We start from the raw sequence: 22,376 nt of genomic DNA, 5'->3' as shown, positions 1-22,376 counted from the left end.
TGGGTGCGCCGCCAAGCCAGCCAAAAGCCATGGGTCACTTTGGCAGGTCTCGGAACGGAACTGGGTGGTCGTCGGTCGGGTGTCTGACAAAAGCCATGGGTCACTTTGGCAGGTCTCGGAACGGGGTGTCGGGGTCGATGCCCGGCTCACGCGGCAAGCCGAGGGCCCTTTCGCCGATGATGTTCCGCTGGATCTCATTGGTGCCTCCGCCCAAAGATGGCGCGAGGCTCGAAAGGCAGGCCTGCTGGACTTTGCTGTGCTCTCGAGCGTCGTCGAGCAGCATGCCCTCAGCCCCGAGCAGCCCCATCGAGAGATCCCGCGATTCATGTGCGAGCATGGCCAGGCTGAGCTTGGTGACAGATCCGGTGGGTCCGGCTCGGCCCCGTTTCGCCTGTTCGCTTGCTCGCTGAATCGTGAGTTGATGGACACGGCTGTTGATCCAGTATCGGATAGTGCGGTCGCGCCAGGCGGGATGGAGTATCGCTCTGGTGTCCTGGGCGAGCCGGATCATCGATTTGGCGCCGACCATGACGTCGCGGCGGCGGCGAGGGTCAGCGGCGTGAGCTTTGGCCTCCTCGACGAGCTCGCCGACCGGTAGTTCCAGTTTGCCGGCAGGTCGTCCAGCAGTAACCGAGAACAGCCCTTCAGGGCGGCGATGGCCAATGCTGGCTCGCTCGTGGGTGAGCGTGGTGCGAGCGACGTTCCATCCGTCGTTGACCTCGCCGATCACGTTCTCAATCGGGACCAGTGCATCGTCGATGAAGACTTCGCAGAAGTCGGCGGCGCCATTCATCTGTACCAGGGGACGAGCTTCGATGCCAGGTTGGTCCATATCGATCATGAGGTAGGAGATACCGGCGTGTTTTGGTGCATCCACATCGGTCCGGGCGAGCAGCAGGCCCCACTTGGCCAGGTGGGCGCCGGAGTTCCAGACTTTCTGGCCCGCGATCACGAACTCGTCGCCGTCTCGCTCAGCACGGCAGGCGAGGCTGGCGAGGTCGGATCCGGCGCCGGGTTCGCTGAAGAGCTGGCACCACAATACCTGTCCCGACACCAGCGGCGGCAGGAACCGTCGCTTCTGTTCTTCGGTGCCGTGCTGCAACACCGTGGCAGCGCCCATGCTCGGACCTATCCCCTCAGGCGCGCCGATGCACCCTGCGGAGGCAAGCGCCTGTTCGATCCCGCGGGCGACCGACGCGGCGGCTCCCGACCCGCCCAGCCCGCTGGGATAGGTTGGAAACGCCAGTCCCGAATCGGCCAGTCGCCGCCACCATTCGGCAAGTGGCATGTCGAGGGACCAGTTGGCTTCGATCCAAGCTCGGACGTCGTCCTCGGTCACAGGGTCACCGACCTGTGAAATTGGGGTCTCGACGGTCGCGGAACGCGCTCATGCCCTCGGCGAAGTCCTTGCTGCGAAGGACAAGCTCGACCGCCATGGCTTCTGCATGCATCGCTCCCGCAAGGTCGGTGCCGGTGCTGTCGACGAGCCGCTTGGTCGCTCCAATGGCCTGTGTGGGCCGACTGGCCAGGAGTGACGCAAGCTCTTCGGCCCGGGCCGAGAACTCGTTCGACGGCACGACTTCGAGGGCCAGGCCCCACTGGACGGCGGTGGCCGCTTCGATGGCCGCCGCAGTGTAGAGCATCCACTTGGCTCGCTGCGGCCCGATCAGTCGGGGGAGGAGCCAGGAGCCGCCGCTGTCCACGTTGAAGCCCCGATCAGTGAACGGTTCTTCGAAGATAGCGTCCTCAGCCGCAACCACAAGGTCACAGGCAGCAGCCAGGTGGAGCCCGAACCCCATGGCCCGGCCCGACACCGCGGCTACCGTGGGGATGCGGCAGTCGAAGGCCGACTGCACCGCCCGGTGATGCCCGCCAGTGAGACTCCGCACCATATGGCCGTTGACCGGCTTCTCGCCGATGAGTGGCCCCGACAGATCGGCGCCGGCACAAAAGTGGCGACCTGCACCCTTGATCAACACCCCTCTGATGTCGGTGCGGTCGAGGGAAACCTCGTCCAGCAAATCGGCCAGGAAGATTGCAGCATCGCGCGACAGCGCATTAGCCCGCTTCTCATTGGCCAAGGTGATATGCAGGACCGCACCCACAAGCCGCGTTTCCACGTTCTCATGAGACCGAAGATCGCTCACGTTATGGAAATATAGACTGGGCGCGTCGAACCGTCCGGATTGCAGCCTCCTAAAAACGGTTATCACGAGCCAAAACCGCGGCACACCTAGACACACGACCCACTGTGTTCGTACTGTTGGGGCATGCAGCGACAGGAGCACATGGTTGGCGAGGTCTTTTCGTACCGGTTCGCGGGCCCGGACGCCGACCACGCATTGTTGGTTCAACACGGGATCGCGTCCCACGGGGGGATTTACGACAGCTTTTGCGCGTACCACGCACCCCGGGGGGTTGACATCTGGTGCATGGACGCCCCTGGTCACGGACGGTCGTGCGTCTCCCAGCGTCCCGGTCAGTGGACCTACGACCAGTGGGTTGACGCCGCGGTGATGTATGGCGAGCACATCAAGGCCGAGACGGGTTTGCCGGTGATCGTCAAGGGTTCATCGCTGGGCTCTGGGCCGGCGTACTCAGCGATGGCGGCGGCACCCGATGTGTTCGCCGGAGCGGTGCTGATGGGATTCGCGATCCCGGGCTCGCCGCTGGTGCCGGCCGACAACCCCTTCCGATCCGAGGCCTATGAAGAGCTCGAGGCTCGATTCGGCGACAAGCTCAGGCTCGACATCGAGCGCTTCTTCGACTTCGACGAGGACTACGGCTACAGCGGCGCGGCGGAGCAGAAGAGGGCGGATCCCTACAACACCTGGCACTACGACATGGCCTCGTGGGCGTCGTTCCTTCGCTACGACCCGGCGATCCCCATTGGCGAGAACACGAAGCCGATCCTCTATGCGGTGGGCGAGAACGATCCGACGTTCCCCGTGGACTTCGCTCGCCTGGTTGTGGACGCGACCAGTGGACCGGTGGAGTTCTATATCCATCCCGAGGGAACGCATCAGCTCATGTTGTTCCACACCGTTGAGTACTCCGACGTGGTGCTGGAGTGGTGTCGCAACCTGATCAAGGAAGGCAGATGATATGACGACACTGCATCCGAGCGGCGTGAACCATCTCGCCCTCTCGACCACCGATATGAAGCAGCAGTTGCAGTTCTGGTGCGACGTGCTGGGACTGCCGCTCAAGGCGCTGTATTGGATGCACGGCGTCGAGGGTGCCTACCACGGGTTCGTCGAGATGTCCGGCGACAGCTATATCGCATTCGTGCAGCACCCCGCCAACGGCGACGACATCGAGTTCGGCGTCAGCCACTCCGACGGCCCCGGTGGCGATGTGCGAGGCGGGGCGTTGCAGCACATCGCCCTCCATGTCGACACCTTCGACGAGGTATTGGAGATGCGCGACAGGGTCCGCTCCCGGGGCCTTCAGGTCGTCGGCCCGATTGATCACGGGTTCTGCAAGTCGATCTATTTCGATGGTCCGGAGGGCCTCAACCTCGAGGTCGCCTGTGGGTCCGACATCGACGAGCGGGCCTGGGTCGACCCCGAGGTGACCGAGCTCTGCGGCATCAGCGGCGACGAGTTGGAGGCGCTGAAGCGTCCGGCGGCGTTCGAGCGCCCCGCCGACCCCGTCGCCCAACCAGCCGAACCGCATCCCACCAGTGTTCGGGCTCAGCGCGACCCCGAGCGGGCAGCGCTTGCCGCGGGCCTGCCCGATGAGTTCGTCTGGGAGAACATGAGCGAGCCGGATCCTCCGGTTCGCGTCGGCTGATCTCTGGGCTTTCCCCGCCTCCAGCGGCTACCTCGTGAAGCGGCGCAGGGCGTGGCGGCGGCGCTCGGCGTTGATAGCGGCGCGCTCGTCGGCGCTGAGCCGGGGGGTGTCGGGGTGGAGGCGGCCGCCGATCTCTGACGTCGGCATCAGGCTCAGCGCGGGCACTGGCGCGGTTTCGGCGTTGTTCCAACGGTAGGCGAGTAGTCCTTGGGGGCAGCCGCCCAGGGCGATCCAGTTCTGGATGCCGGGATCTTCATGCGAGATCACCACTCGCAGCACGCCGTCGGGGTCTAGGCGAGCCTGGGAGTCGTTGATGGTGGTGGGGAGGTTCACGTAGTCGAGGCTCTGGAACCAGGTGTCGCCCACCTGGATGTTCCAGTACAGGCAGTTGGGCGGGGTCACCTCGAAGAGCAGGGCCTCGTCGGGGCCCACCTCGTACCAGCACCCTCCGTACGACTGCTGGGCGCTGCCGCCATCGCCGACCGCGCTGTATCTCCCCTCAACGTGGGCATACGAGTTGATCTCGCCCCGGTCGCGGTGACCCATCGCATAGGCGTTCCAGAACTTGGGCGCCCTGATCATCTCCTTGGCGATCTGGTCGATCTGCTCGGCAGTGGCCACCGGGTCGAGCCGGGTGGGCGGCTCGGTCGGGTCGAGGCATTCCAGGTACAGCTCGGCGTGGCTCTCGGCTGCCCAGTCGGAGAAGAACTGGCGCACGAACAGCTGATACGGCCGGGGCTCCACTTGGAACCAGTCGCCGATGTGGTTTCCGGGGTCGGGGTCGGGGCTGAAGACGACGTTGATGCGGCCATCGCCGATGTCGGTCAAGTCGGGGGTGCCCAGGTCGAGGGCTTGGATGAGTTTCCCCCGGCCAGAGTGGTAGTCCATCAACGCGAGCCCCAGATAGCGCAGGGTGTCGATTCGGCCAGTGATGCGGTAGGTGCGGCTCAGGTCCACGGGCGCCGACTGATACAACCCGTCCGGGTTGTCCAGGCCCACTTTGAAGGGGTATGCCCAGCCCAACTCGGGACGGGTCGGGTCGCCGTTCTCAGTGGTGCGGTCGGTAGTGTAGAAGAGCATCCGCAGGTGATGGCGAATCCCTTCGGCCTGTTCGGAGGCATCGATGCCCAACTCGGGGTCGAAGATGTAGTCGACCGACTCCTTGAGCGAGTCGCACAGCCGGTTCCAAGAAGCTCTCAGGTCATTGTCCACGGTATATCCCTAGTCGCGACTCCCTCATCCGGGCAATCCGACCCGAAAGATTGGCTATCACTGCTGGCGCACCTTCTTCGCGGTGCTGTGGGGCGAGGTCAAGGCCCCAGGGCGGTGATGGGGGTGACCTGAACGCCGTCGGGGCGGGTGTAGGCGAAGCCCAGAGCGGTGATGACCACCATGGCAGCAAGCTGTTCGGCTCGGTCTGCGGCGACGTTGCCGCGCAAACGTTGCAGCGATTGGGCTGCTGCTTCGATAGCGTCGCTGCCCCCCAGCTTGACCTCAGCGGCAAGCCACCTCCCGTCGGGCACTTCGACGATGGCGTCGGCTTCGGTCCCCGCCGCATCGCGCAAGTGAAAGACACGCCCGTCGTGGGGCTGCGCGAGGACGCGTAAATCCCTCACAACGAGCGACTCGAACAGCAAACCGAGTGCGGACATGTCGCCCATGAGGCGCTCGGCATTGGCGCCGAGCGCGGCGGTCGCCAGCGATGGATCGGCCAGATGCCACTTGGCCGACTTGCGCAACGGCGCCCGAGAACGCAGCCGCACCGACCACGCGGGCTGTTCTTCGACCACGAAGATCCGCCGCAATGCGCCAAGGTAGGCGCGAACTGTGTGGCGGTGCAGCGTATCCGGTTCGGCATCTGTGCCCAGCGTGCTCATGCTGGCCTCGGTCGCAACGTTTCGCGCCAGCGACTGGAGCAGCCGCTCCACACCGGCAGGACTCCGCACCGCGCCATCGCCGAGGAGTCGGACATCGGCTCGGGCCGCTTCGGAGAGATAGCCGCGCAGGTTGCGCTGGATCTCCTCCAACGGCAGGTCCACCTGGCCAGGCCACCCGCCCCGACACAGCATCTGCGCAACCTCAGCTAGACCCGAATCAGGCCGGGCGGCACTGGCCGGTTCGCCTTCGAGCAGCCCTCTCAGAGAAACCTCGCCGGTTGAGTCCCCTGACTCGAACAGCGACATCGGCCTCATCCGGATCCTGCGCAACCTCCCCGCGCCGGTGTGGCGGGTGGCGTCGTCAGCAGGCTGAGCGGAACCAGCCAAGATGAAGCGCCCGAACTCGGCTGCGGCATCGACAGCGTGTCGTACGTGGTTCCACAGATGAGGCACCACCTGCCATTCATCAAGCAGACGGGGCGCCTCGCCGCTGAGCAGCGCCGAAGGGTTGAGGTTCCCCCCTAATCGTGGAGAGGTTGGTTATAGGGATCAGGGGTGTGGGCGTGTTCGTATTCTACGGGTGGGACCATTCCGATGGCCGAGTGCAGCCGGTGGTGGTTGTACCAGGTTTGGACCCATAGAGATATTTCTTGGCGGGCTTGGGCTTTGGTGGCCCAGGCCCTCTGGTCGATGAGCTCGTGCTGGAGGGTGGAGAAGAACGACTCTGCGGGGGCGTTGACGCCCCTATAGTTCAAGTTTTGGGGTTTGGTGCTGTTTGGCGGTGGTGGTCGGTCATGGCGCGCTGGTAGACCTCGCGGGCCACGGAGCGCTTCAGGCAGCGGATGATGTCTTTTTTGGACAGTCCCTCGGTGGTTCGTCGGGCGACGTAGTCGATGGTGGGCTGGTGGAAGCGCATGCGGACGATGACGGTTCGGTAGATGGCGGCGTTGGCGGATCGGTGGCCGGCGCGCGAGAGGCGGTGCCGGTTGGTGAGGCCGGATGCCGCGGGTACGGGGCACACGCCGCAGAGTTTGGCGAATGCGGCTTCGGAGCGGATGCGGTCGGGGTTGTCGCCGAACACGATCAGCACTTCTGCGGCGGTGTCGGCGCCGATGCCGAAGCCTTCTCGCAGGCTGGGTGAGTGGGCCGTGGTGAGATCGTCGAGGATCGAGTCGTGGGCTGCGATCTCTGTGCCGAGGCTCTGGTAGCGGCGGGCCAGCGCCCGAAGCGAGTGCTTCGCCGAGGCCGTCGGCGACGAGACGGCTCCAGGGCGGAGGGCGGCGCATCGGCTGATGAGGATCTTGTCGGTTAGCCCGTCGAGCTGCTCGCGCAGCGCGTCGGGGCAGGTGACGATGAGCGCCTTGAGCGTCACGATCGCCGCGGTGCGGGCCTTGCGGGCGGTGTCGCGGGCGATCTTGATCTGGCGGATCATCTCGACCGTCCCGTCCGCGGACTTGGGCACGGCTGCGGCTTGGCCGCTGATCACCGATCGGGCTGCGGCCTCGGCGTCGATGGTGTCGGTCTTGCCGTTGTTGCGCCTCGAGCGCCGATCGCCGCGGTTGACCTCGACGACGCGGTAGCCGCAGCGCCGCAAGAAGCTCGCCAGGCCGGCCCCGTAGCTGCCCGTGCCCTCGATTCCGAACGCTGCGACCCGGCCCAGCGTGGCCGCCCACGCCTCGAGGCGGGCGTAGCCCTCCCGGTTCGCCGGAACACTCCGGTCGCCGATCTTGGCGCCCAAGTGATCGAGCGCGACGGCGACGTGCGCGTATTTGTGAGTGTCGACGCCGACAACGACCTTCCGGTCAACGGCGTCAGCTGCAATGCTGGTCATGGCTGTCCCTCCAATGGACGGTCTGTGCCAGCCGGTCGGGCGGACAGGACAGGACTGTGAAGAGTCGGTCTTGGCGAGCAGGCCCCTATTCGGTCACCGCCCTCCCGGCCAGCCGGCGCTGCGTTGATCGCCGCCCGACCAGCGCCGACAGATCAACGCAAAGGCACCAAGGCCAGTCAAAAGCACGAGTCAGACACCAGCCGGACGACCCCCACATCATGCTCACAGTCAAAGGCGTTGCCGGTCCTTCCGGAGGATCGGGCGATGCCGAGCCGTCGGCAGGCTGCGGCGAAGGCTTCGGCGGTGTATTGCGACCCCTTGTCGGAGTGAAAGACCACGCCGTCGATGTTCCCGCCCCTGGTGGCCACCGCGGTGTTGATCGCGGCTTTGGCCAGCTCCGCGGTCGGGTGGGAATCGGAGGTGGCGAACCCGACCATGCGCCGCGAGCACAGGTCCAGCACCGTCGCTGAGAACACCGGGCCCTCGGCGGTTTTGACTTCTTTGAAGTCGCCGCACTGCTTCTGGTTGATCGCCTTGGCGCCGAAGTCGCGGCGCAGCAAGTCCTCAGGAGCCGCGGCACCGGGGTTCTGGCTGGTCAGGCCCTTCTTGCGTTTGGGGCGGGCGCACAGCCCCTGGCGGGCCATCGAGGCCTCCACAGTCTTCTTCGACACCGATGTCCCCTCTCGGCGCAGCTGGGCGCGCACCCTGGACGACCCATAGGTCCACTGGGAGCGGTCGAACGCCCTCTTCACCTCGGCGTCGAAGGCCTGCCGGCGCAGCAGCTGATCGGCCGGCGGCCGGTTGAGGTGCTTGTAGAACGTCGAGGGCGCGACATCCAGCGCCCGCAACGACACTGCGTGAGGCACGCCGTGGTCGGTCCTATGGGCGGCGATGAACTCTGCGGTCACCGCGTTGCCTCGTTCACCCAAACGACTGCGGATCGTTTGAGGACATCACGCTCCATCCCCCGGCTCGGCCACCCTCTTGCGGAGCCGGGCCAGCTCGGCCCGCTCATCGGCGGTAAGCCCTCCGGCCTGCTCGGCCTGGTCCTGGCGCACCCAGTTCCCCAGCGTGCCCTCACACACACCGAGCTCCCGGGCCACATGGGCCACCGGCCGCCCGGTCTCCTTGACGATCCGGACAGCCCCATCGCGGAACTCCCGATCGAAACTCCTTCGCAGTCTGGACATAGCCCCTCCTTATAGAGCATGCCTCCACGAAAAGGGGGGAACCTCAGGACCCGGGGGAGGTGCTGTTGTTCGGTTCGGTGGCCCGCGGCGAGCAGGTGGCCGGTTCGGATTTGGACTTAGTGTTGGTGTTCGACGATTTGGGCGACTACACGGACCGGCACCGCATCGCCGGGGAGGCCCGAGAGGCCGTGCGGGACGCTGTCGGGCTGGGCTGCGATGTGCGGGTCACCGACCGTCCCGAGTGGGAGGTCCGCACCAAACGGTGCCGGTCGACGTTCGAGGCCCATATCGCCTCGCACGCGGTGACGCTGCTGTCGCGCCCGCCCGCGGCCGCCATCGACTGGGACAAGGAGATCGGCATGGCCCCCACTGACGAGGGCCAGGCCGCCGACAGCCTGGCCAACGCCGAACACGCCCTCACCAGCCTGCAGGGCCAGTTGAGCCCGTGGCCTGCAGAGACCAAGGCCCTGTCGGCCGGCTACATCAACGATGCCGACCGCATCAAACACAGCAGGATGCTCAATGTCTGTGCTTTTTCCCAGACCGTCATGGAGAACTCGCTCAAAGCGCTTATCCACGCGCTCGAAGGCCCCCACCCCGAGAAGATCCACAAGATCGGCGACCTGTTGGACGCCGCCCGCCCGAACCTCTCCCAACCAGCTGCTGAGGTGCTCGCAGAATGCCTCGGCCCCATCGCCCCCGAAGAAGCGTCGGTGTGGCGCCAAACCAGCGCCTGTTCCGCAGAGGTCGGCATCGACGGCGACCCCGGCACCGCCACCGAGCTTTTTGCTGCGCAGATGGCCGAAGCCGCAGCACAGATGGCAATGGTCAGCATCGCCGTCATCGAGCAAAAACTCGGCTACCGGCCTCCCCAAGCCGACCTGTGCCTGGCCTGGTGCGCCCGCATCGCCCGCATCCAACAACATCCCGCCCCTGACATCGGCCGCGAGCCCCCGGCCCGCAACCCGACATCGGCCTTGGAACCGGCGTCAGCTGCGTGTGCGGTTCTTCTGTTGGGAGGCGGCCTGGAGTGCTTTGGGGGATCTATCGGAGACGCGAGCGCCGACCGCCGTGGGAGGCCGGGGGTAACCCGGGAGGTTCAGGGAGCCCGAGCGTCTAGCATGGGGTATATGGGTGCACGCCGCGACGCTGTGTTGGGCAAACACCGCGAGGCCATCCGCGCTGCTGCGGCCCGCAACAAGGCTGACTCGATTGCACTGGTCGGCTCGGTGGCGCGCGGCGACGACAGCGACGACAGCGACTGCGACTTCTTGGCCCGGTTCAAACAGGGCGCATCGCTGTTCGATCAGGCAGGGCTGAAGCTGGAACTCGAGGAGCTGTTGGGTTGTGACGTGGACGTGATCTCAGTTGGCGGGCTCAAGGACAAGCATCGCGGAGTCCTCGCCGACGCCATCTCGCTGTGAACGGCCGAGACAGCGATCTCATAGAGCACATCCTGCTCGCCGCGGAACGTCTCGAAGAGATCGCCGATGACGGTCGGGACCTCTTTGAGACCAGTTGGATGGCGCGAGCCGCCGCCGAGCGCCAGTTGGAGATCATCGGCGAGGCAGCAGGCAAGCTGTCTCAGGAACTCGCCCGCCAGCGCCCCGGTCTGCCGTTGGACAAGGCGCGGGCCATGCGCAACTTCATCGCCCACGACTACGACGACATAGACCGGGAGCTGGTGTGGGAAGCCATCAGCGTCAGCGCCCCAGACCTGGCCGCCTCGCTGTCTGATCTCCTCGACGACACCGGCATCGACCGCGACCGGCCAGGCATCGAACTGTAGCGGCGACACACCCGCCTAGCTGCGGGAGCGACAATTCCAGTGCGTTCGCGGATTCTTCATTCGGCATCTGGCAAGCGGCGGCATACGATGAGCGAAGACCGCCCAACGATCGCGACGATACGCACCTGAGAACTGTTGTTGTCCGATCTCATCGATTCTGTCGCTTAGGGGGCGTATCGCCGCGGATTTGAGACGGGTTCAGCCGATTTCGTCTCATTCGAGTTGGCGAAGTCGGATACTCGTCGACTGGAGGGCGGTCAGTGGTCGTTGCGTACCCGCGCATGACGAGCGATACTTCGCCAGCCATGTATGAGACCGAGCCCGTGGGGCATCGCTGCGAACATGTTGGCAGCAGAATACAGGTGCCAGCGGCCCGCCCACCACGCCGAGCGCTGGCGCCGATTGGATGCTTGATCACGTCCGAGCAACGGCAGTTGCCACATACAGTCTTGAAGGAAGCCGAATCCCAAAGTCGTGAGGCAGCGGGACATCCCCTCCGGCGAAGGCCAGCTTGGCGTGATCTCGAGACGAGCAGGCTCGTGCATTCCAGAACAGACGCGTGGGGGAGGCGACTCTCGTGACCACGGTCGGCGAGCAGATTCAAAGCGCGAATGATGCGATCTGTAAAAACATCGACTCGCTCGCCGACGATCGCGCACTGCTCTCTCAGAACGTACTCGCTCAACTCCGGAATCTGGTCGAAGGCGTTGTCGTACGACTCCACACGGGCAAATCCAGTGCCGAGTTCAAGTATGAGGCCGTGGCGCCGGCGCTCGCCTTCGTGAGAGCCGACGCCAGGTTCAACTTCCTCGGAAGATTTCACAAGCTGATCCAGAAGAGCGCTTCGCATTACACGCTTGACGGTGACGCGTCCGAACGGCTGATGCTCAAGTATTACGAATACCTATTTCGAACACGACGTGTTCTGGCGGATTGCTGCGAGACTGACGTGCTGGCGAATCTTGAGTCATTTCCGATCGATCTCGATCCATCACTCAAGGAGTATCACGAGAAGATCGGCGACAGGATCGAAGCCGTACGCCGGTCGAGATTGAGCAGCGACCGGTCCGACCGGTACTACATCCACAAGACGCGGCCGTTCTTCACTGGTGGTCGCATCTACTACGAGGTCACGTTCTACCCAGCCGTTAACAAGGTGAGCAAGTCCGACCGCATCATCGCCTTCACCGACATCGACATGACCGACGAGTACTCGGCGATGCTGGCGCTTAAGAATGACTCGATCGATGTATTCGGCGAAACCATGCCGATTACGATCATTCGAGAGTGGGCCGTCTCGATCCGACCGTGTGAGTTTGACAACTTCGCACGCCTCCTGGGCATCACCACCAATGTGCAGACGAATTCCCCTGAATACCGCTACGTAATGGGGCGTTTGACCTCGCAGTCCAGCAATCTGCTCGATGTTATCGACCTGCCTGACAACGATTACGGGGCGGTTAGGGCAGACGGAACGGCTCGCGTCGGAAGGCCGCAGATATTTCCCGTGTTGGATGCAGCCCGTCGCCTGGTGCAAGCCGCAGCACCAGGGCACAACGTCATTAGGTACCTCATGCTGCGAATGCACAATCAGTTTCTGAAACCGCAGTATTCCCCGGAAGGTTGTCCACTCCTCTCAGGAATGAAGGCGCAGTACGGATGTATCCCGTTCGACACCATGCCCTTCTGCACTTCGCTGATAGGTCACAACCCGCGATTCTGGGATCTCGTCGAGAGCATCGGCATGACGGGTAGGGACAACGAAGTCCTCGCTAGACGAGTGAAGAGCAACGTCGAGCGTTACGGAATGCTATACACGCCGGTGACTGATCTAGAAGAGTTCGGCGACGTCGCCAAGCTGATTGGCGCGCACAACGGCAAGCTCTACTACAAGCACACTCACCGCCGGCTCGAAGAGGACAAGGAGCACGTCTTCGTGCGGGGTTACGAGGACGATACCTCCGAGATCGTTGAGAAGCTCCAGGATTTCGCGTCGGATGGGATCGACGGTTACACAAAGGCGGTTGAGCGCTGGCTTGAGCAGACACCCCACGCTTTGGACGACGAAGTCAAGAAGGATGCGCTCAAACGCCTTTTCAGCGACTCCTGCGTCGCGCTGATCTACGGCGCCGCTGGCACTGGCAAGTCGACCATGGTCGACCACATCGCAAACTACTTCAACAGCAGCTCGAAGCTCTTCCTTGCTCACACGAATCCGGCCGTCGACAATCTCACGCGTAGGGTCAATGCGCAGAATTCGACGTTTCGTACGGTCAGCAGCCACATCTGGCAAGCAGCTTCCGATGCGGAGTTCGACCTTCTCGTCATCGACGAGTGCAGCACGGTCAGCAACGCCGACTTGCTCAAGGTCCTGGAGACGACGTCGTTCAAGCTGCTGGTGCTCGTGGGCGACGTCTACCAAATCGAGTCGATCCAGTTCGGGAACTGGTTCGGGCTGATGCGTTCTTTCGTCCCACCCACCTCAGTCTTCGAGCTCACCACGCCATTCCGCACCAAGAGCGAGAACCTGCTCGGCTTCTGGTACAAGGTCAGGAGCATCGCAGATGACGTCGCTGAGGCCATCGCACGCAACGGCTACTCATCACAGCTCGACAAGTCGCTGTTCGAAGCGCAGAGCGATGACGAAATCATCCTGTGCCTGAACTACGACGGCCTCTACGGCATCAACAACGTCAACCGGTTCCTGCAGGCCAGCAACCGGGGCGAAGCGACCACATGGCGTGCCTCGACGTACAAGGTGGGCGATCCAATTCTGTTCAATGAGACTGGACGGTTTCGACCCGTGATCTACAACAACCTCAAGGGCCGAATCGTCTGCATCACGCCGGAGCGCGACCGTGTTCAGTTCGACGTTCAGCTCGACAGAACCATAAGCGAGTTCGATGTGCACGGCACTGAACTCGAATGGATGGGGAACAACACCGTACGGTTCGCTGTGTACAACTATGACGTCAGCGACGATGACGATGACTCCTTGAACACAACGGTGCCGTTCCAGGTGGCCTATGCAGTGTCAATCCACAAGGCACAAGGACTTGAGTACGACTCCGTCAAGATCGTGATCACCGACGCCAACGAGAACGATATCTCACACAGCATCTTCTACACGGCGGTGACCCGAGCACGTGAACGGCTGCGGATCTTCTGGACGCCGGAGACCCAGCAGGCTGTTCTCAAGGGCCTCCGCCGGAGCACCAATCCGAAGGACGCGGCAATCCTGTCCAGTCGTCGAGGCCTCGCTCCGGTCGCTGGTCTCGGCGCAAACGCTCACCGCTAACGAGACGCTAGCTCTCGATATGGGTCAAGACTGAAGCGATAGGGCGGCTGGCATCGAGCGAGCCGACGGATACGGTAACTACTCAGCCCACTCGCTCCTAGCCGGGTTCATCACCGAGGCGAAGAACCGGAGGATCGACGAAGCAGACATCATGCGCCACACCCGACACAAGAGCGTCCAGGCCATGCGCCGCTACGACCGGACTGCGGGCCTCTGGACACAAAACGCCACGACCGGCATGGCCATCTGACCAGTATGAATTCCCGCTCCCACGTCGAGATCGGACGAGCGTTCACTGCCGAGGTGCAGCACGTCCTGAACGCCCTCCAAGGACTGTCCCTGTTGCCTGAGGTGGCGATCGGGACCGGCATACCTTCTATGGAGGGTCTGGTGCCTTCCTATTTCACCTCCAGGTACTCGGCCCATTGGTCCATGAGTTGGCGGCGTTTGGTGTAGGCGTCGCCTCGGATGTAGGCCTGTTGGGTTGAGTTGCCGAGGCTGTGGGCCAATGCGGCCTCGGCCACTGCCCAGGGTGCGTCGGCCTGTTCGAGGGCCCATGTGCGGAAGCTGGCGCGGAAGCCGTGGACGGTGGCCCGGTCGGCCAGGCCGATGTAGCGCAAGATCTTCGTCAGCGTCATGTCGGACAGGGGTCTGCCCGGCTTGAGCGGGGAGGGGAATACCAAGTCAGAGCCGTCGTGGCAGTTCTTGGCTTGGTCCAGCACGTCGAGGGCGGCGTCGCTGAGGGGCACTCGGTGCTCGGATGCGGCCTTCATTCTCTCAGCGGGGATCTTCCACTCGCGGGCTGCGAAGTCGATTTCGTCCCATGTGGCGATGCGGGCCGTCTCGGAGCGCGTCGCCCACATCGGCTCCACGCACCTCAGCACGTCGGACTGGGAGATGCGGTCTACCGCCATGTCCCCGATGATGGAGAGCGCGTGGTTCTCCAGCGACGCCCACCACAGGGTCGCGGTCCGGTCGCTACGCCACCGCGCCCGATTCGCATCCAACACCTTCTTCGCAGCATCCCGGAACGTCGGCACATCGCCTCGGCGCTTGTCGGCCAAAGGATCGCGGCCGCCGGCTGCCGTGGCGCGGTACTCGAATGCCTTGGCGCGGGCGTCGGCCAGGCTCACCTCGGGCCAGCCCCCCCCCCCCCCCCCAACCCGATCTCGCGGCGGCGCCCGTCCACAGTCACCGGCAGCGCCCACGGCAGGATTCGAACCTGCGACCCCTTGCTCCGGAGGCAAGTGCTCTATCCCCTGAGCTACGTGGGCAGTAACTGGGTGAGTATACCCAGCGGGGCGCCGGTACCATGTGCCAGTTCATGGCCGACATCCGCACCTCACTTTCTGATGCCCTGCGCGCCGCGCTCGTGGCCTGCGGGATCGACCTGCCGGGCGACTTCCAGGTCGGGCTGGAGCGACCGGCGCGGCGCGAGCACGGGGACTGGTCGTCCAATGCCGCGCTGGCCATAGCCAAGGGGGCGGGTCGCAATCCCCGAGATCTGGCGGTGGAGCTGGCTGGCTGGTTGGAGCAGGATCAGCCTGAGCACGTGGCAGAGGTGAGCGTGGCTGGCCCTGGATTCGTCAACTTCAAGCTGGCGCCGAGTTGGCTGCACAGCGTGGTGCTTGACGCAGCGGCGGCCGGCATCGAAGGCTACGGGCGCCAGAACCTGGGCCAGGGCCGCACGGTGATCGTGGAGTTTGTCAGCGCCAACCCCACCGGGCCGGTGCATGCCGGCCACGGCCGGGGAGCGGCTTATGGCGACGCGGTGGCCCGGCTGCTGGAATGGTGCGGCTACAAGGTGCAGCGGGAGTTCTACATCAACGACCGGGGCACGCAGATGGATCTGTACGGTGCCTCTTTGGCCGCCGTCCGGGCTGGAGAGCCGGTGCCCGAGGACGGCTACAACGGCCAGTACATCGCCGAATGGGCTGCGGAGATGCCCGCAGATGCCGACGCCCGCCAGTGGGGGAGGGAACGGGCGCTGGCTGACCAGCGGGAGGTATTGGGCTCGATGGCGGTGGCGTTCGACACGTGGTCCAGTGAACAGGCGCTGGTTGACTCCGGGGTCATTGGCGAAACGCTGTCCGCCCTGGATGCCGCCGGGGCCTCTTACCAGGCCGAGGGGGCTTTGTGGCTGCGATCCAGCGACCATGGCGACGACAAAGACCGGGTGTTGATCAAGTCCGATGGCGAGTACACCTATCTGCTGCCAGATATCGGATATCACCGCGACAAACTTGATCGAGCGGGCTCAGAAGGCCTGCTCATCAATGTTTGGGGGGCCGACCACCACGGGTATGTGGCCCGCATGAAGGCAGCCATGGCTGCGCTGGGCTGCGACCCCGCCAGCCTGGAGGTGGTGGTGACCCAGTTGGTGAGCCTGGAGCGCGACGGCGAGGAGGTGCGGCTGTCCAAGCGCACTGGCGACATCATCGAGCTGCGCGAGGTGATCGACGAAGTGGGGGCCGACGCCGCCCGGTTCACCTACCTACTCCAGTCGATGGACACCGCCCCGACCTTTGATTTGGCCAAGGCGGCAGCCCAGGTAATGGAGAACCCGGTGTTCTATGTGCAGATGGCCCACGCCCGGGTGTGCTCAATCGCGGCCCGGGCCCAAGCCGACGGGGTGGAGCGGTTGAGCGTCGACCAGGTGGACTTGGGGGTGCTGGTTCACGGGCGGGAGTTGGAGATGATGCGCCAGCTCTCCACGCTGGGCGAAGTGATCGCAGCCGCGGCCGAAGAGCGCGCCCCGCATCGGGTTACCGCGTGGCTACGGGACTTCGCCGCCGCGGTCCACAGCTTCTACCACGACTGCTACGTGGTGGGCACCGGCATCGCCCCCGAGCTGACCCAAGCCCGCCTCGTGCTGATTGACGCCGCCCGTGTGGGTCTGGCCGTCGGCCTCGGCACCTTGGGCGTGAGCGCGCCGGAGTCGATGTAGATGTCGGTGTTGCCCCCGTACCTTCTCCCCGACAACGCCTCGGTGGGCGACGACGGGCGTCTGTCCATCGCCGGGTGCGATGCGCTCGATTTGGCCGGGGAATTCGGCACGCCGCTGTTTGTCTACGACGAAGCCCACATGCGGGAGCGGTGCCGCCAAGCCCGGGCTGCCTTCGGCGGATCGGTGGCGTATGCCTCCAAGGCGTTCCTGTGCTTGGCCATGGCCCGCCTGGTAAACGAAGAGGGGCTCGACCTGGACGTGGCCACCGGGGGAGAGCTGCATGTGGCCCAGGCTGCGGGCTTGCCCGGCGAGCGGCTGGTGATGCACGGCAACAACAAGTCGGCCGCCGAGCTCGCTGCTGCGGTCGAGGCCGGGGTGGGCCGCATTGTGGTGGACTCCTTTGACGAGCTCGATCGGCTCGACGAGCTCCATGCCGCCACCGGGGCCCGCCCCCGGGTCCTGCTGCGGATCACACCGGGGGTAGAGGCCCACACCCACGAGTACGTGACCACCGGGGTGGATGACACCAAGTTCGGATTCACCGCCTCTACCGGATTGGCCGACGCCGCCATCCGCCGGGCCCGGGAGGCCGACTCCGTGGAGCTGGTGGGACTGCACGCCCACATCGGGAGCCAGGTGTTCGAGCTGCGCTCGTTCCAACGGGCGGTGGAAGTAATCGCCGGATTCGCCCAGCCCTACGGACTGCCCGAGCTTTCGCTGGGCGGCGGCTTGGGCGTGGCCTACGTAGAGGGTGAATCGGCCCCCACCATCGCCGAGTGGGCGGCGGCCATTGGCGAAGCCTGTGCGTCGGCCGGCTTCACCGCTCCGGTGAGCGTGGAGCCGGGTCGAGCCCTGGTAGCGGCGGCCGCAATCACCCTCTATGAGGTGGGAACCATCAAGGAGCTACCCGGTGTTCGCACCTACGTTTCGGTTGACGGAGGCATGAGCGACAACCCCCGTCCGGTGCTCTACGACAGCGGCTACGAGACCTTCCTTCCCCGGACCACCGACCGCGACCGCGACAAGACCGTGCGAGTGGTGGGCAAGCACTGCGAATCGGGCGACCTGTTGGTGCGTGACGGCCGGGTGCCCAGCGCCATCGCGGTGGGCGACATCCTGGCCACCCCGGTGACCGGTGCCTACGGCCACTCCATGGGCTCCAACTACAACAAGGTCCTCCGCCCCGCCGTGGTGTTCGCCCGCAACGGCGACGCCCGCCTAGTCGTCCGCCGCGAGACCTACGAGGACCTCCTCCGCAACGACGTCTGAAGCTTGCCCTATTGGCACAAGCTGCACGTCAGCAATCCCCTCGCTTGTCTGCCATTCTCGGATCAGTTCAAAGAGCTGAATGGGAGAATCGGCGACAGCCGTAAAGTCTCCGTCGTCCTCGCACCACCAATCAGCACCTTCTTCGGAGTTGAAGAACACTCTCACTTCCCTCATCGGGCGCTCCTTGCATCATGGTGTGTCATCGTGGTCACCATAGCGGGCGATCTGGATGATGGAGGGTTGGCCGTTTTGGATGAGGTAGCCACGGCCGGGGAGTGATGGGAGGGTGGGTCGGGTGGGGAGTTGGACGGTGAACAGGTCGCCGTCAAGAGGAGTGGGCTGGAGGAGGACACCGGTGCGGGAGAAGCGAATTTCTGAGGTCCAGTGGCCGAAGGCGGTGCGGAGGCGGTCGGCCCGCCCGGCGGCCACGATGTGCAGGCCGGGGCGGCCATCGGAGGCCAGCGCCTTCAAGTCGCCGTCGGGGTCGTCCACCGTCTCGGCGTCGTCGATGAGCACCAGAGTTGGGAAATGGGCTGCTACTGCCGCGGAAAGGAGATCATCGAGGCATCTAGCTGCCACATGGATGTCGGGGTAGTCGGCTAGCGGTGACCCCGGTTGGGCCAGAGCGGCAACCCGCCCTCCTACGGCGGCTGCGGCTGCGGCCAACAACACCAGTGCCGAAGATCGACCTGACCGGGATGGTCCCAGGATGAGGGCGTGCTCGCCGGGATAAAGGGTGAGGCCGATGGGGCCCAGGGTGTCGTCGCTCAACCCCAGGGGCAGATAAACCGGGTTACCGCCCAATCGGGCCTGGTCCAGTCGGGCGGGTCCGACTGATGTGGGCAAGCTCTCCACCGGGGGTGGACCACCGGCTGGGGGGTGAGCGGTCGCGAGGGCGGCTACCGCGGCGGCCAGCCCGCCAAAAGGAATCGCCACTTGAATCTCCAGGCCCGACGGGATAGCGAACCCCCGGCCCGGAGACAAGGTGGCCGGATCGTCCACGGACACGCCCCACTGGCGGTACAGCGCAGGGTCGCCCAGGCGGAAGACGAAGGTTTGAGGTGTGGCGGCCTGGATGGACCGGCTCGCCTTGGACAGTTGGTCGACGGCTGCGGCCAGGAACACTCCGACAGCCGGGCCCTCGGCCCACACCCTCTCCAAAGACGCCAGCAGGGCGTGGTCGGCCACGGTGTCCAAGCTCTTGGCCAGCCCGCCCCAGTTGTCGATGAGGGCCACTACCAGCGACGGCTGCTCTCCACCTGTCTCAGACCGGCCCCGCCCCAGCCGCCGGTCGAGTTCGTCTTCCAGCCGGCGGATGAGCCGCCTGATGCGGTCGCGTTCGTCCGGGCCAACCACCGCTCCGCAGTGGGGGAGGTCCTCCAAAGGAGCCAGTTGGCCGGAACCGGAGTCAACGGCGTAGAGGTGGCACTCGCTGGGCTGGTAGCGAGAAGCGAGGGCAACGGCCAGCGATCCCAGCACGGTGGTGGTGCCGCTGCCGGGATTGCCTGCGAAGAGGATGTTGCCCTGGTCGGGATTCCACATAAGGGGGTATTGGCGCTGCCGATCGGGTTCGTCGGCCAAGGCGAAAGCCACGCCGGCGCTCGTGTCCGGGATTTCGGGGGCCAGTTCGTCGAGCGAGACCATCGAAGGCAGGGGATCGGGCCAGGGCCGACGGGGCGGGATGCCTTTCCAGCTTTCCCAGGCCAAGTTCGCTGCTGCGGCCAGCCGGGCCAGATCGCTGGGGGCTTCATCATCAGAGGCGGGCGCTGGCGGGAGCGAGGGAATGCCGTCGGGGGCAGGAATCACCCGAGGGCCCCGATGGGCGGCGGTCACCCCGGTCACCAGGGCGCATTGGAACTCGACCAACTCGCCGGGTCCGAAACGGGCGAGGGCGCGACCGGGTTGGTGCCGACCGATAGTCGCGGCCTTGGGGCTGTCGAGCACGTCGACCGAGTCGGCGGCATCTAGCACTCGAAGGGCGATCCGCAGCGCAGTGTTGGTGCGGATGTTGGCGCTGACCGCCCCGGCGGGGCGCTGGGTGGCCAGCACGAGGTGCGTGCCCAGGCTGCGTCCCCGCTGGGCCACATTTACCAGCGAGTCCATGAATCCGGGCAGCTCCGCGGCCAGGGCGGCAAACTCGTCGATGATCACCACCAGCCGGGGCAGTGGCGGCCAAGGCTGACCTGTCTCCGTCCTGGCCCGGGACCGATAGTGGGCCAAATCGGTGGCTCCCCGATCCCGGAGCACTTGTTCTCGGTGGCGGAGTTCGGCCTCCAGACACCGCAGAGCCCGCTCGGCCAAGCGGTCGTCAAGATCAGTCACCAACCCGACTGCATGAGGCAAAGAGGCGCATTGGTCGAAGGCGCTGCCGCCCTTGTAGTCCACCAGGACGAAATTCACCTGCTCTGGCGAGTAGGTGGCGGCCAAAGAGGCCACCATCGTTCGCAAGAGCTCGCTCTTGCCCGACCCGGTGGTTCCGCCGATAAGGGCGTGGGGCCCGTCAGCGGCCAGGTCGGCCAGCACTGGACCGTGCCCATCGGCGCCGATGGGGGTGGCCAGGGCGTCGGTGGGGCCGCCGACCCGCCAGCGATCGGCAACAGCCTCAGCCAAAGTTGTCGACATCGGCTCCTCTTGGCTGCCCACAAGTTCGAGCAATTCCAGGAGCGAGGTGGTGTCGGGGATGGCGGAGTCGGCGCCGAACTGCTCGGGATCCTCAAAGCGGGCCAGCTTCCGGGCCGTATCGCGGGCCAGCCTCAAGCTCATCCCGGAGGCCAGCGCCGAGGGGTCAACATGGGCGGCCTGAGTCACATCGACAACGCCGGAGGAATCGCGAGCCACGATGACGACCGTGGCGGTAGCGGGGAGTTGGTCCACGCTGGGAGCCAGCACAATGGCTGCGGCCGGCCCGGCGGATTTCTGAAACAGGGTACGCGTCGGAGCGCCTCGTCCGGTGGCCAGGTTCTCCCCGTCAGCCACCACCAGCAGTTGCGGCCAATGGGCGTGGCCTTGATGGTTCCAGGCTTCGGCAAGTTCGGATGCCATCTCCGCGACGGCCGAGCGGCTGTTGGCGATCAACCGGGCGCTGCCGATAGCGGGGTGGGCGGTATGGGGGAGCCAGGCGGTCCAGGACCAAACGGGCCAGGTCACCTCGTCGGCGGCCACCAGGACCGCGAGATCGGCAGGACCATGCCAGGCGGCTGCCTGGAGGAGCAGCCCCCGGGCAACGGCGGTGGTGACAGTGCGAGGCCCCACCAAGCCGAGCAATCGGCCGGGTCCCAGGTCCACGGCGATGGGTATGTCGGGCAGCGGACCTAGCTCACCGAGCGCAGCAGCAGCACCATCGGCGATGTGGGGTCCATCGACCGCCAACTCGGGATCGAAAGTCTGGGGACCATGAGCGATGACCAGCGACATGAAGTCTTCGTCGGCCGGCCTGCGCTCCCATAGCCTCACGCTGGGCAGGCGGACCCGCCTGACCGCTTCGGCGAGATGGGGATGCAACTTGCGAAGACGGGTGATCTCCGCCGCATGAGCCGCTTGGGCCGCAGCTTGGAATTCGACCAACGAAGCTTGGGATCTTCGCTGGGAGCGTCGGTGCTCAGAGCGGTCGCGGCGACGGCCGTCAACCCAACTCGCACCCATCATCAAAGGACTGAGCAGGGCGAACAGTGCCATATAGGGGCTGTAGAGCACAGCCATCAGCAAACCGACCAACAGTGGGCTGGCTAGGGCCGCCCAGCCGAACACCGCCCTCCGGGGCGATTTGGTCGGCTCGCTGGATGGCGCAGCCAGGGGGTCGGGCTGCTGGGGGAGTGGCGTTCGGGGAGGACGGTTGAAGGCAATGCGGCCCGAGGCGGTGCGCCCCAAGACGACGGCCAGTCGATTCGGCCGGTCGTCGGGCGACTCGGATACTTGGACGAGGGCATTGCCCAGCCGGAACGGCTTGGAGACCTCTTCTGGTGCCAGCGGGTCCTTTTCCCGCAGAACAAGAACCTGCCTGTCTTGCCGTTCGACCCGGACATGTTGGGGCCGCAGTCCAATACCCGACAGGGTCACGTCGGCTTCGGGGGAACGACCCACCGTCAAGCCCTCCGGGGCCATAGGGAATCGCTCACCCGAGCACAATCCGCCGATCACCTCCAGCGTCCATCCCGGCTGGTCGGGTTCTCGACCGGGGAGCACCCCCACTCGGGTGCCGTCCACGATCCCCGCTTCGTCGAGGCGGCTGTCAGCGGGAAACCATTGGTCGCCGACCCACAGCCCAGAACACGGCTCATGCAGCCCCAGGGACTCGGCCAATTCTCCGACAGTGGCTATCGGCGGACCAGAGACGAATACCTCTTGGTTGCCCTCTGGTCCCTCGAAGAGCAGACGCACGGG

At 65.2% G+C, this 22,376-nt stretch carries 17 protein-coding genes and 1 tRNA gene; 7 read left to right on the top strand and 11 right to left on the bottom strand.

What is annotated here, in order from left to right:
• Positions 1–100: 100 nt before the first annotated feature.
• Together OXG30_01850 and OXG30_01845 are read right to left on the bottom strand one after the other, a co-directional pair.
• The gene (locus tag OXG30_01850) at positions 101–1,339 is read right to left on the bottom strand and encodes an acyl-CoA dehydrogenase family protein (GenBank protein ID MCY4133644.1); all 1,239 of its coding nucleotides are present in this window, start codon (positions 1,337–1,339) and stop codon (positions 101–103) included.
• Between the two features lie 4 nt (positions 1,340–1,343).
• Entirely contained in the window at positions 1,344–2,147 is an 804-nt protein-coding gene (locus OXG30_01845; GenBank protein MCY4133643.1) for an enoyl-CoA hydratase-related protein, read from the bottom strand.
• 123 nt (positions 2,148–2,270) lie between these two features.
• On the opposite strand from OXG30_01845, the gene OXG30_01840 reads away from it, so the two are divergent.
• On the top strand, positions 2,271–3,104 hold the full coding sequence (locus tag OXG30_01840) for an alpha/beta hydrolase (protein MCY4133642.1): 834 nt from the start codon (positions 2,271–2,273) through the stop codon (positions 3,102–3,104).
• A 1-nt stretch (position 3,105) separates the two neighbouring features.
• Entirely contained in the window at positions 3,106–3,795 is a 690-nt protein-coding gene (locus tag OXG30_01835) for a VOC family protein (protein ID MCY4133641.1), read from the top strand.
• A 27-nt stretch (positions 3,796–3,822) separates the two neighbouring features.
• Here OXG30_01835 and OXG30_01830 read toward each other — a convergent pair whose 3' ends face one another.
• From OXG30_01830 to OXG30_01805, 6 genes are all read right to left on the bottom strand, one after another.
• On the bottom strand, positions 3,823–5,007 hold the full coding sequence (locus OXG30_01830) for a hypothetical protein (GenBank protein MCY4133640.1): 1,185 nt from the start codon (positions 5,005–5,007) through the stop codon (positions 3,823–3,825).
• Between the two features lie 98 nt (positions 5,008–5,105).
• Positions 5,106–6,146, bottom strand: a complete 1,041-nt coding sequence (locus OXG30_01825) for a DUF4143 domain-containing protein (protein ID MCY4133639.1) — start codon at positions 6,144–6,146, stop codon at positions 5,106–5,108.
• A 47-nt stretch (positions 6,147–6,193) separates the two neighbouring features.
• A complete protein-coding gene (locus tag OXG30_01820; protein MCY4133638.1) occupies positions 6,194–6,427 on the bottom strand; it encodes an integrase core domain-containing protein in 234 nt (77 codons plus the stop codon).
• The gene (locus OXG30_01815) at positions 6,424–7,503 is read right to left on the bottom strand and encodes an IS110 family transposase (GenBank protein ID MCY4133637.1); all 1,080 of its coding nucleotides are present in this window, start codon (positions 7,501–7,503) and stop codon (positions 6,424–6,426) included. Before OXG30_01815 ends, OXG30_01820 begins: the two co-directional genes overlap by 4 nt.
• A 176-nt stretch (positions 7,504–7,679) precedes the next feature.
• The gene (locus OXG30_01810; protein ID MCY4133636.1) at positions 7,680–8,411 is read right to left on the bottom strand and encodes an IS3 family transposase; all 732 of its coding nucleotides are present in this window, start codon (positions 8,409–8,411) and stop codon (positions 7,680–7,682) included.
• A gap of 45 nt (positions 8,412–8,456) precedes the next feature.
• Positions 8,457–8,693, bottom strand: a complete 237-nt coding sequence (locus tag OXG30_01805; protein MCY4133635.1) for a transposase — start codon at positions 8,691–8,693, stop codon at positions 8,457–8,459.
• 59 nt (positions 8,694–8,752) lie between these two features.
• Between OXG30_01805 and OXG30_01800 the strand changes: the two genes are divergently transcribed.
• The 3 genes from OXG30_01800 (at position 8,753) to OXG30_01790 (ending at position 13,780) form a co-directional block, all read left to right on the top strand.
• A complete protein-coding gene (locus tag OXG30_01800) occupies positions 8,753–10,117 on the top strand; it encodes a nucleotidyltransferase domain-containing protein (protein MCY4133634.1) in 1,365 nt (454 codons plus the stop codon).
• Positions 10,114–10,482, top strand: coding sequence for a DUF86 domain-containing protein (locus OXG30_01795; protein ID MCY4133633.1), 369 nt, complete (start codon positions 10,114–10,116; stop codon positions 10,480–10,482). The genes OXG30_01800 and OXG30_01795 overlap by 4 nt, the downstream gene beginning before the upstream one ends.
• A 577-nt stretch (positions 10,483–11,059) precedes the next feature.
• Positions 11,060–13,780 (top strand): ATP-dependent RecD-like DNA helicase, encoded by a 2,721-nt coding sequence (locus tag OXG30_01790; protein ID MCY4133632.1) that lies wholly within the window; start codon positions 11,060–11,062, stop codon positions 13,778–13,780.
• A 398-nt stretch (positions 13,781–14,178) separates the two neighbouring features.
• On the opposite strand, the gene OXG30_01785 is transcribed toward OXG30_01790, so the two are convergent.
• Both OXG30_01785 and OXG30_01780 read right to left on the bottom strand, forming a co-directional pair.
• Complete coding sequence (locus tag OXG30_01785; protein MCY4133631.1) at positions 14,179–14,913, bottom strand: site-specific integrase; 735 nt, start codon at positions 14,911–14,913, stop codon at positions 14,179–14,181.
• Positions 14,914–14,981: 68 nt separating this feature from the next.
• Positions 14,982–15,054, bottom strand: a tRNA-Arg gene (locus OXG30_01780).
• A gap of 50 nt (positions 15,055–15,104) precedes the next feature.
• Here OXG30_01780 and argS point away from each other — a divergent pair.
• Together argS and lysA are read left to right on the top strand one after the other, a co-directional pair.
• Entirely contained in the window at positions 15,105–16,727 is a 1,623-nt protein-coding gene (gene argS / locus OXG30_01775) for an arginine--tRNA ligase (GenBank protein MCY4133630.1), read from the top strand.
• Positions 16,728–17,996 carry a diaminopimelate decarboxylase gene (gene lysA / locus OXG30_01770; GenBank protein MCY4133629.1) on the top strand — a complete coding sequence of 423 codons (1,269 nt, stop codon included), beginning with the start codon at positions 16,728–16,730 and terminating at the stop codon, positions 17,994–17,996.
• 189 nt (positions 17,997–18,185) lie between these two features.
• Here the strand turns inward: lysA and OXG30_01765 are convergent, their stop codons facing one another.
• Positions 18,186–22,373: an FtsK/SpoIIIE domain-containing protein gene (locus OXG30_01765; GenBank protein ID MCY4133628.1), complete on the bottom strand. Its 4,188-nt coding sequence runs from the start codon at positions 22,371–22,373 to the stop codon at positions 18,186–18,188.
• Positions 22,374–22,376: the final 3 nt, after the last annotated feature.

It is taken from the genome of bacterium (genome assembly GCA_026708015.1).
Classification (GTDB): domain Bacteria; phylum Actinomycetota; class Acidimicrobiia; order Acidimicrobiales; family Bin134; genus Poriferisocius.
Note: the sequence above shows the minus strand (reverse complement) of the source record. Positions and strands in the feature narration are given on the sequence as shown.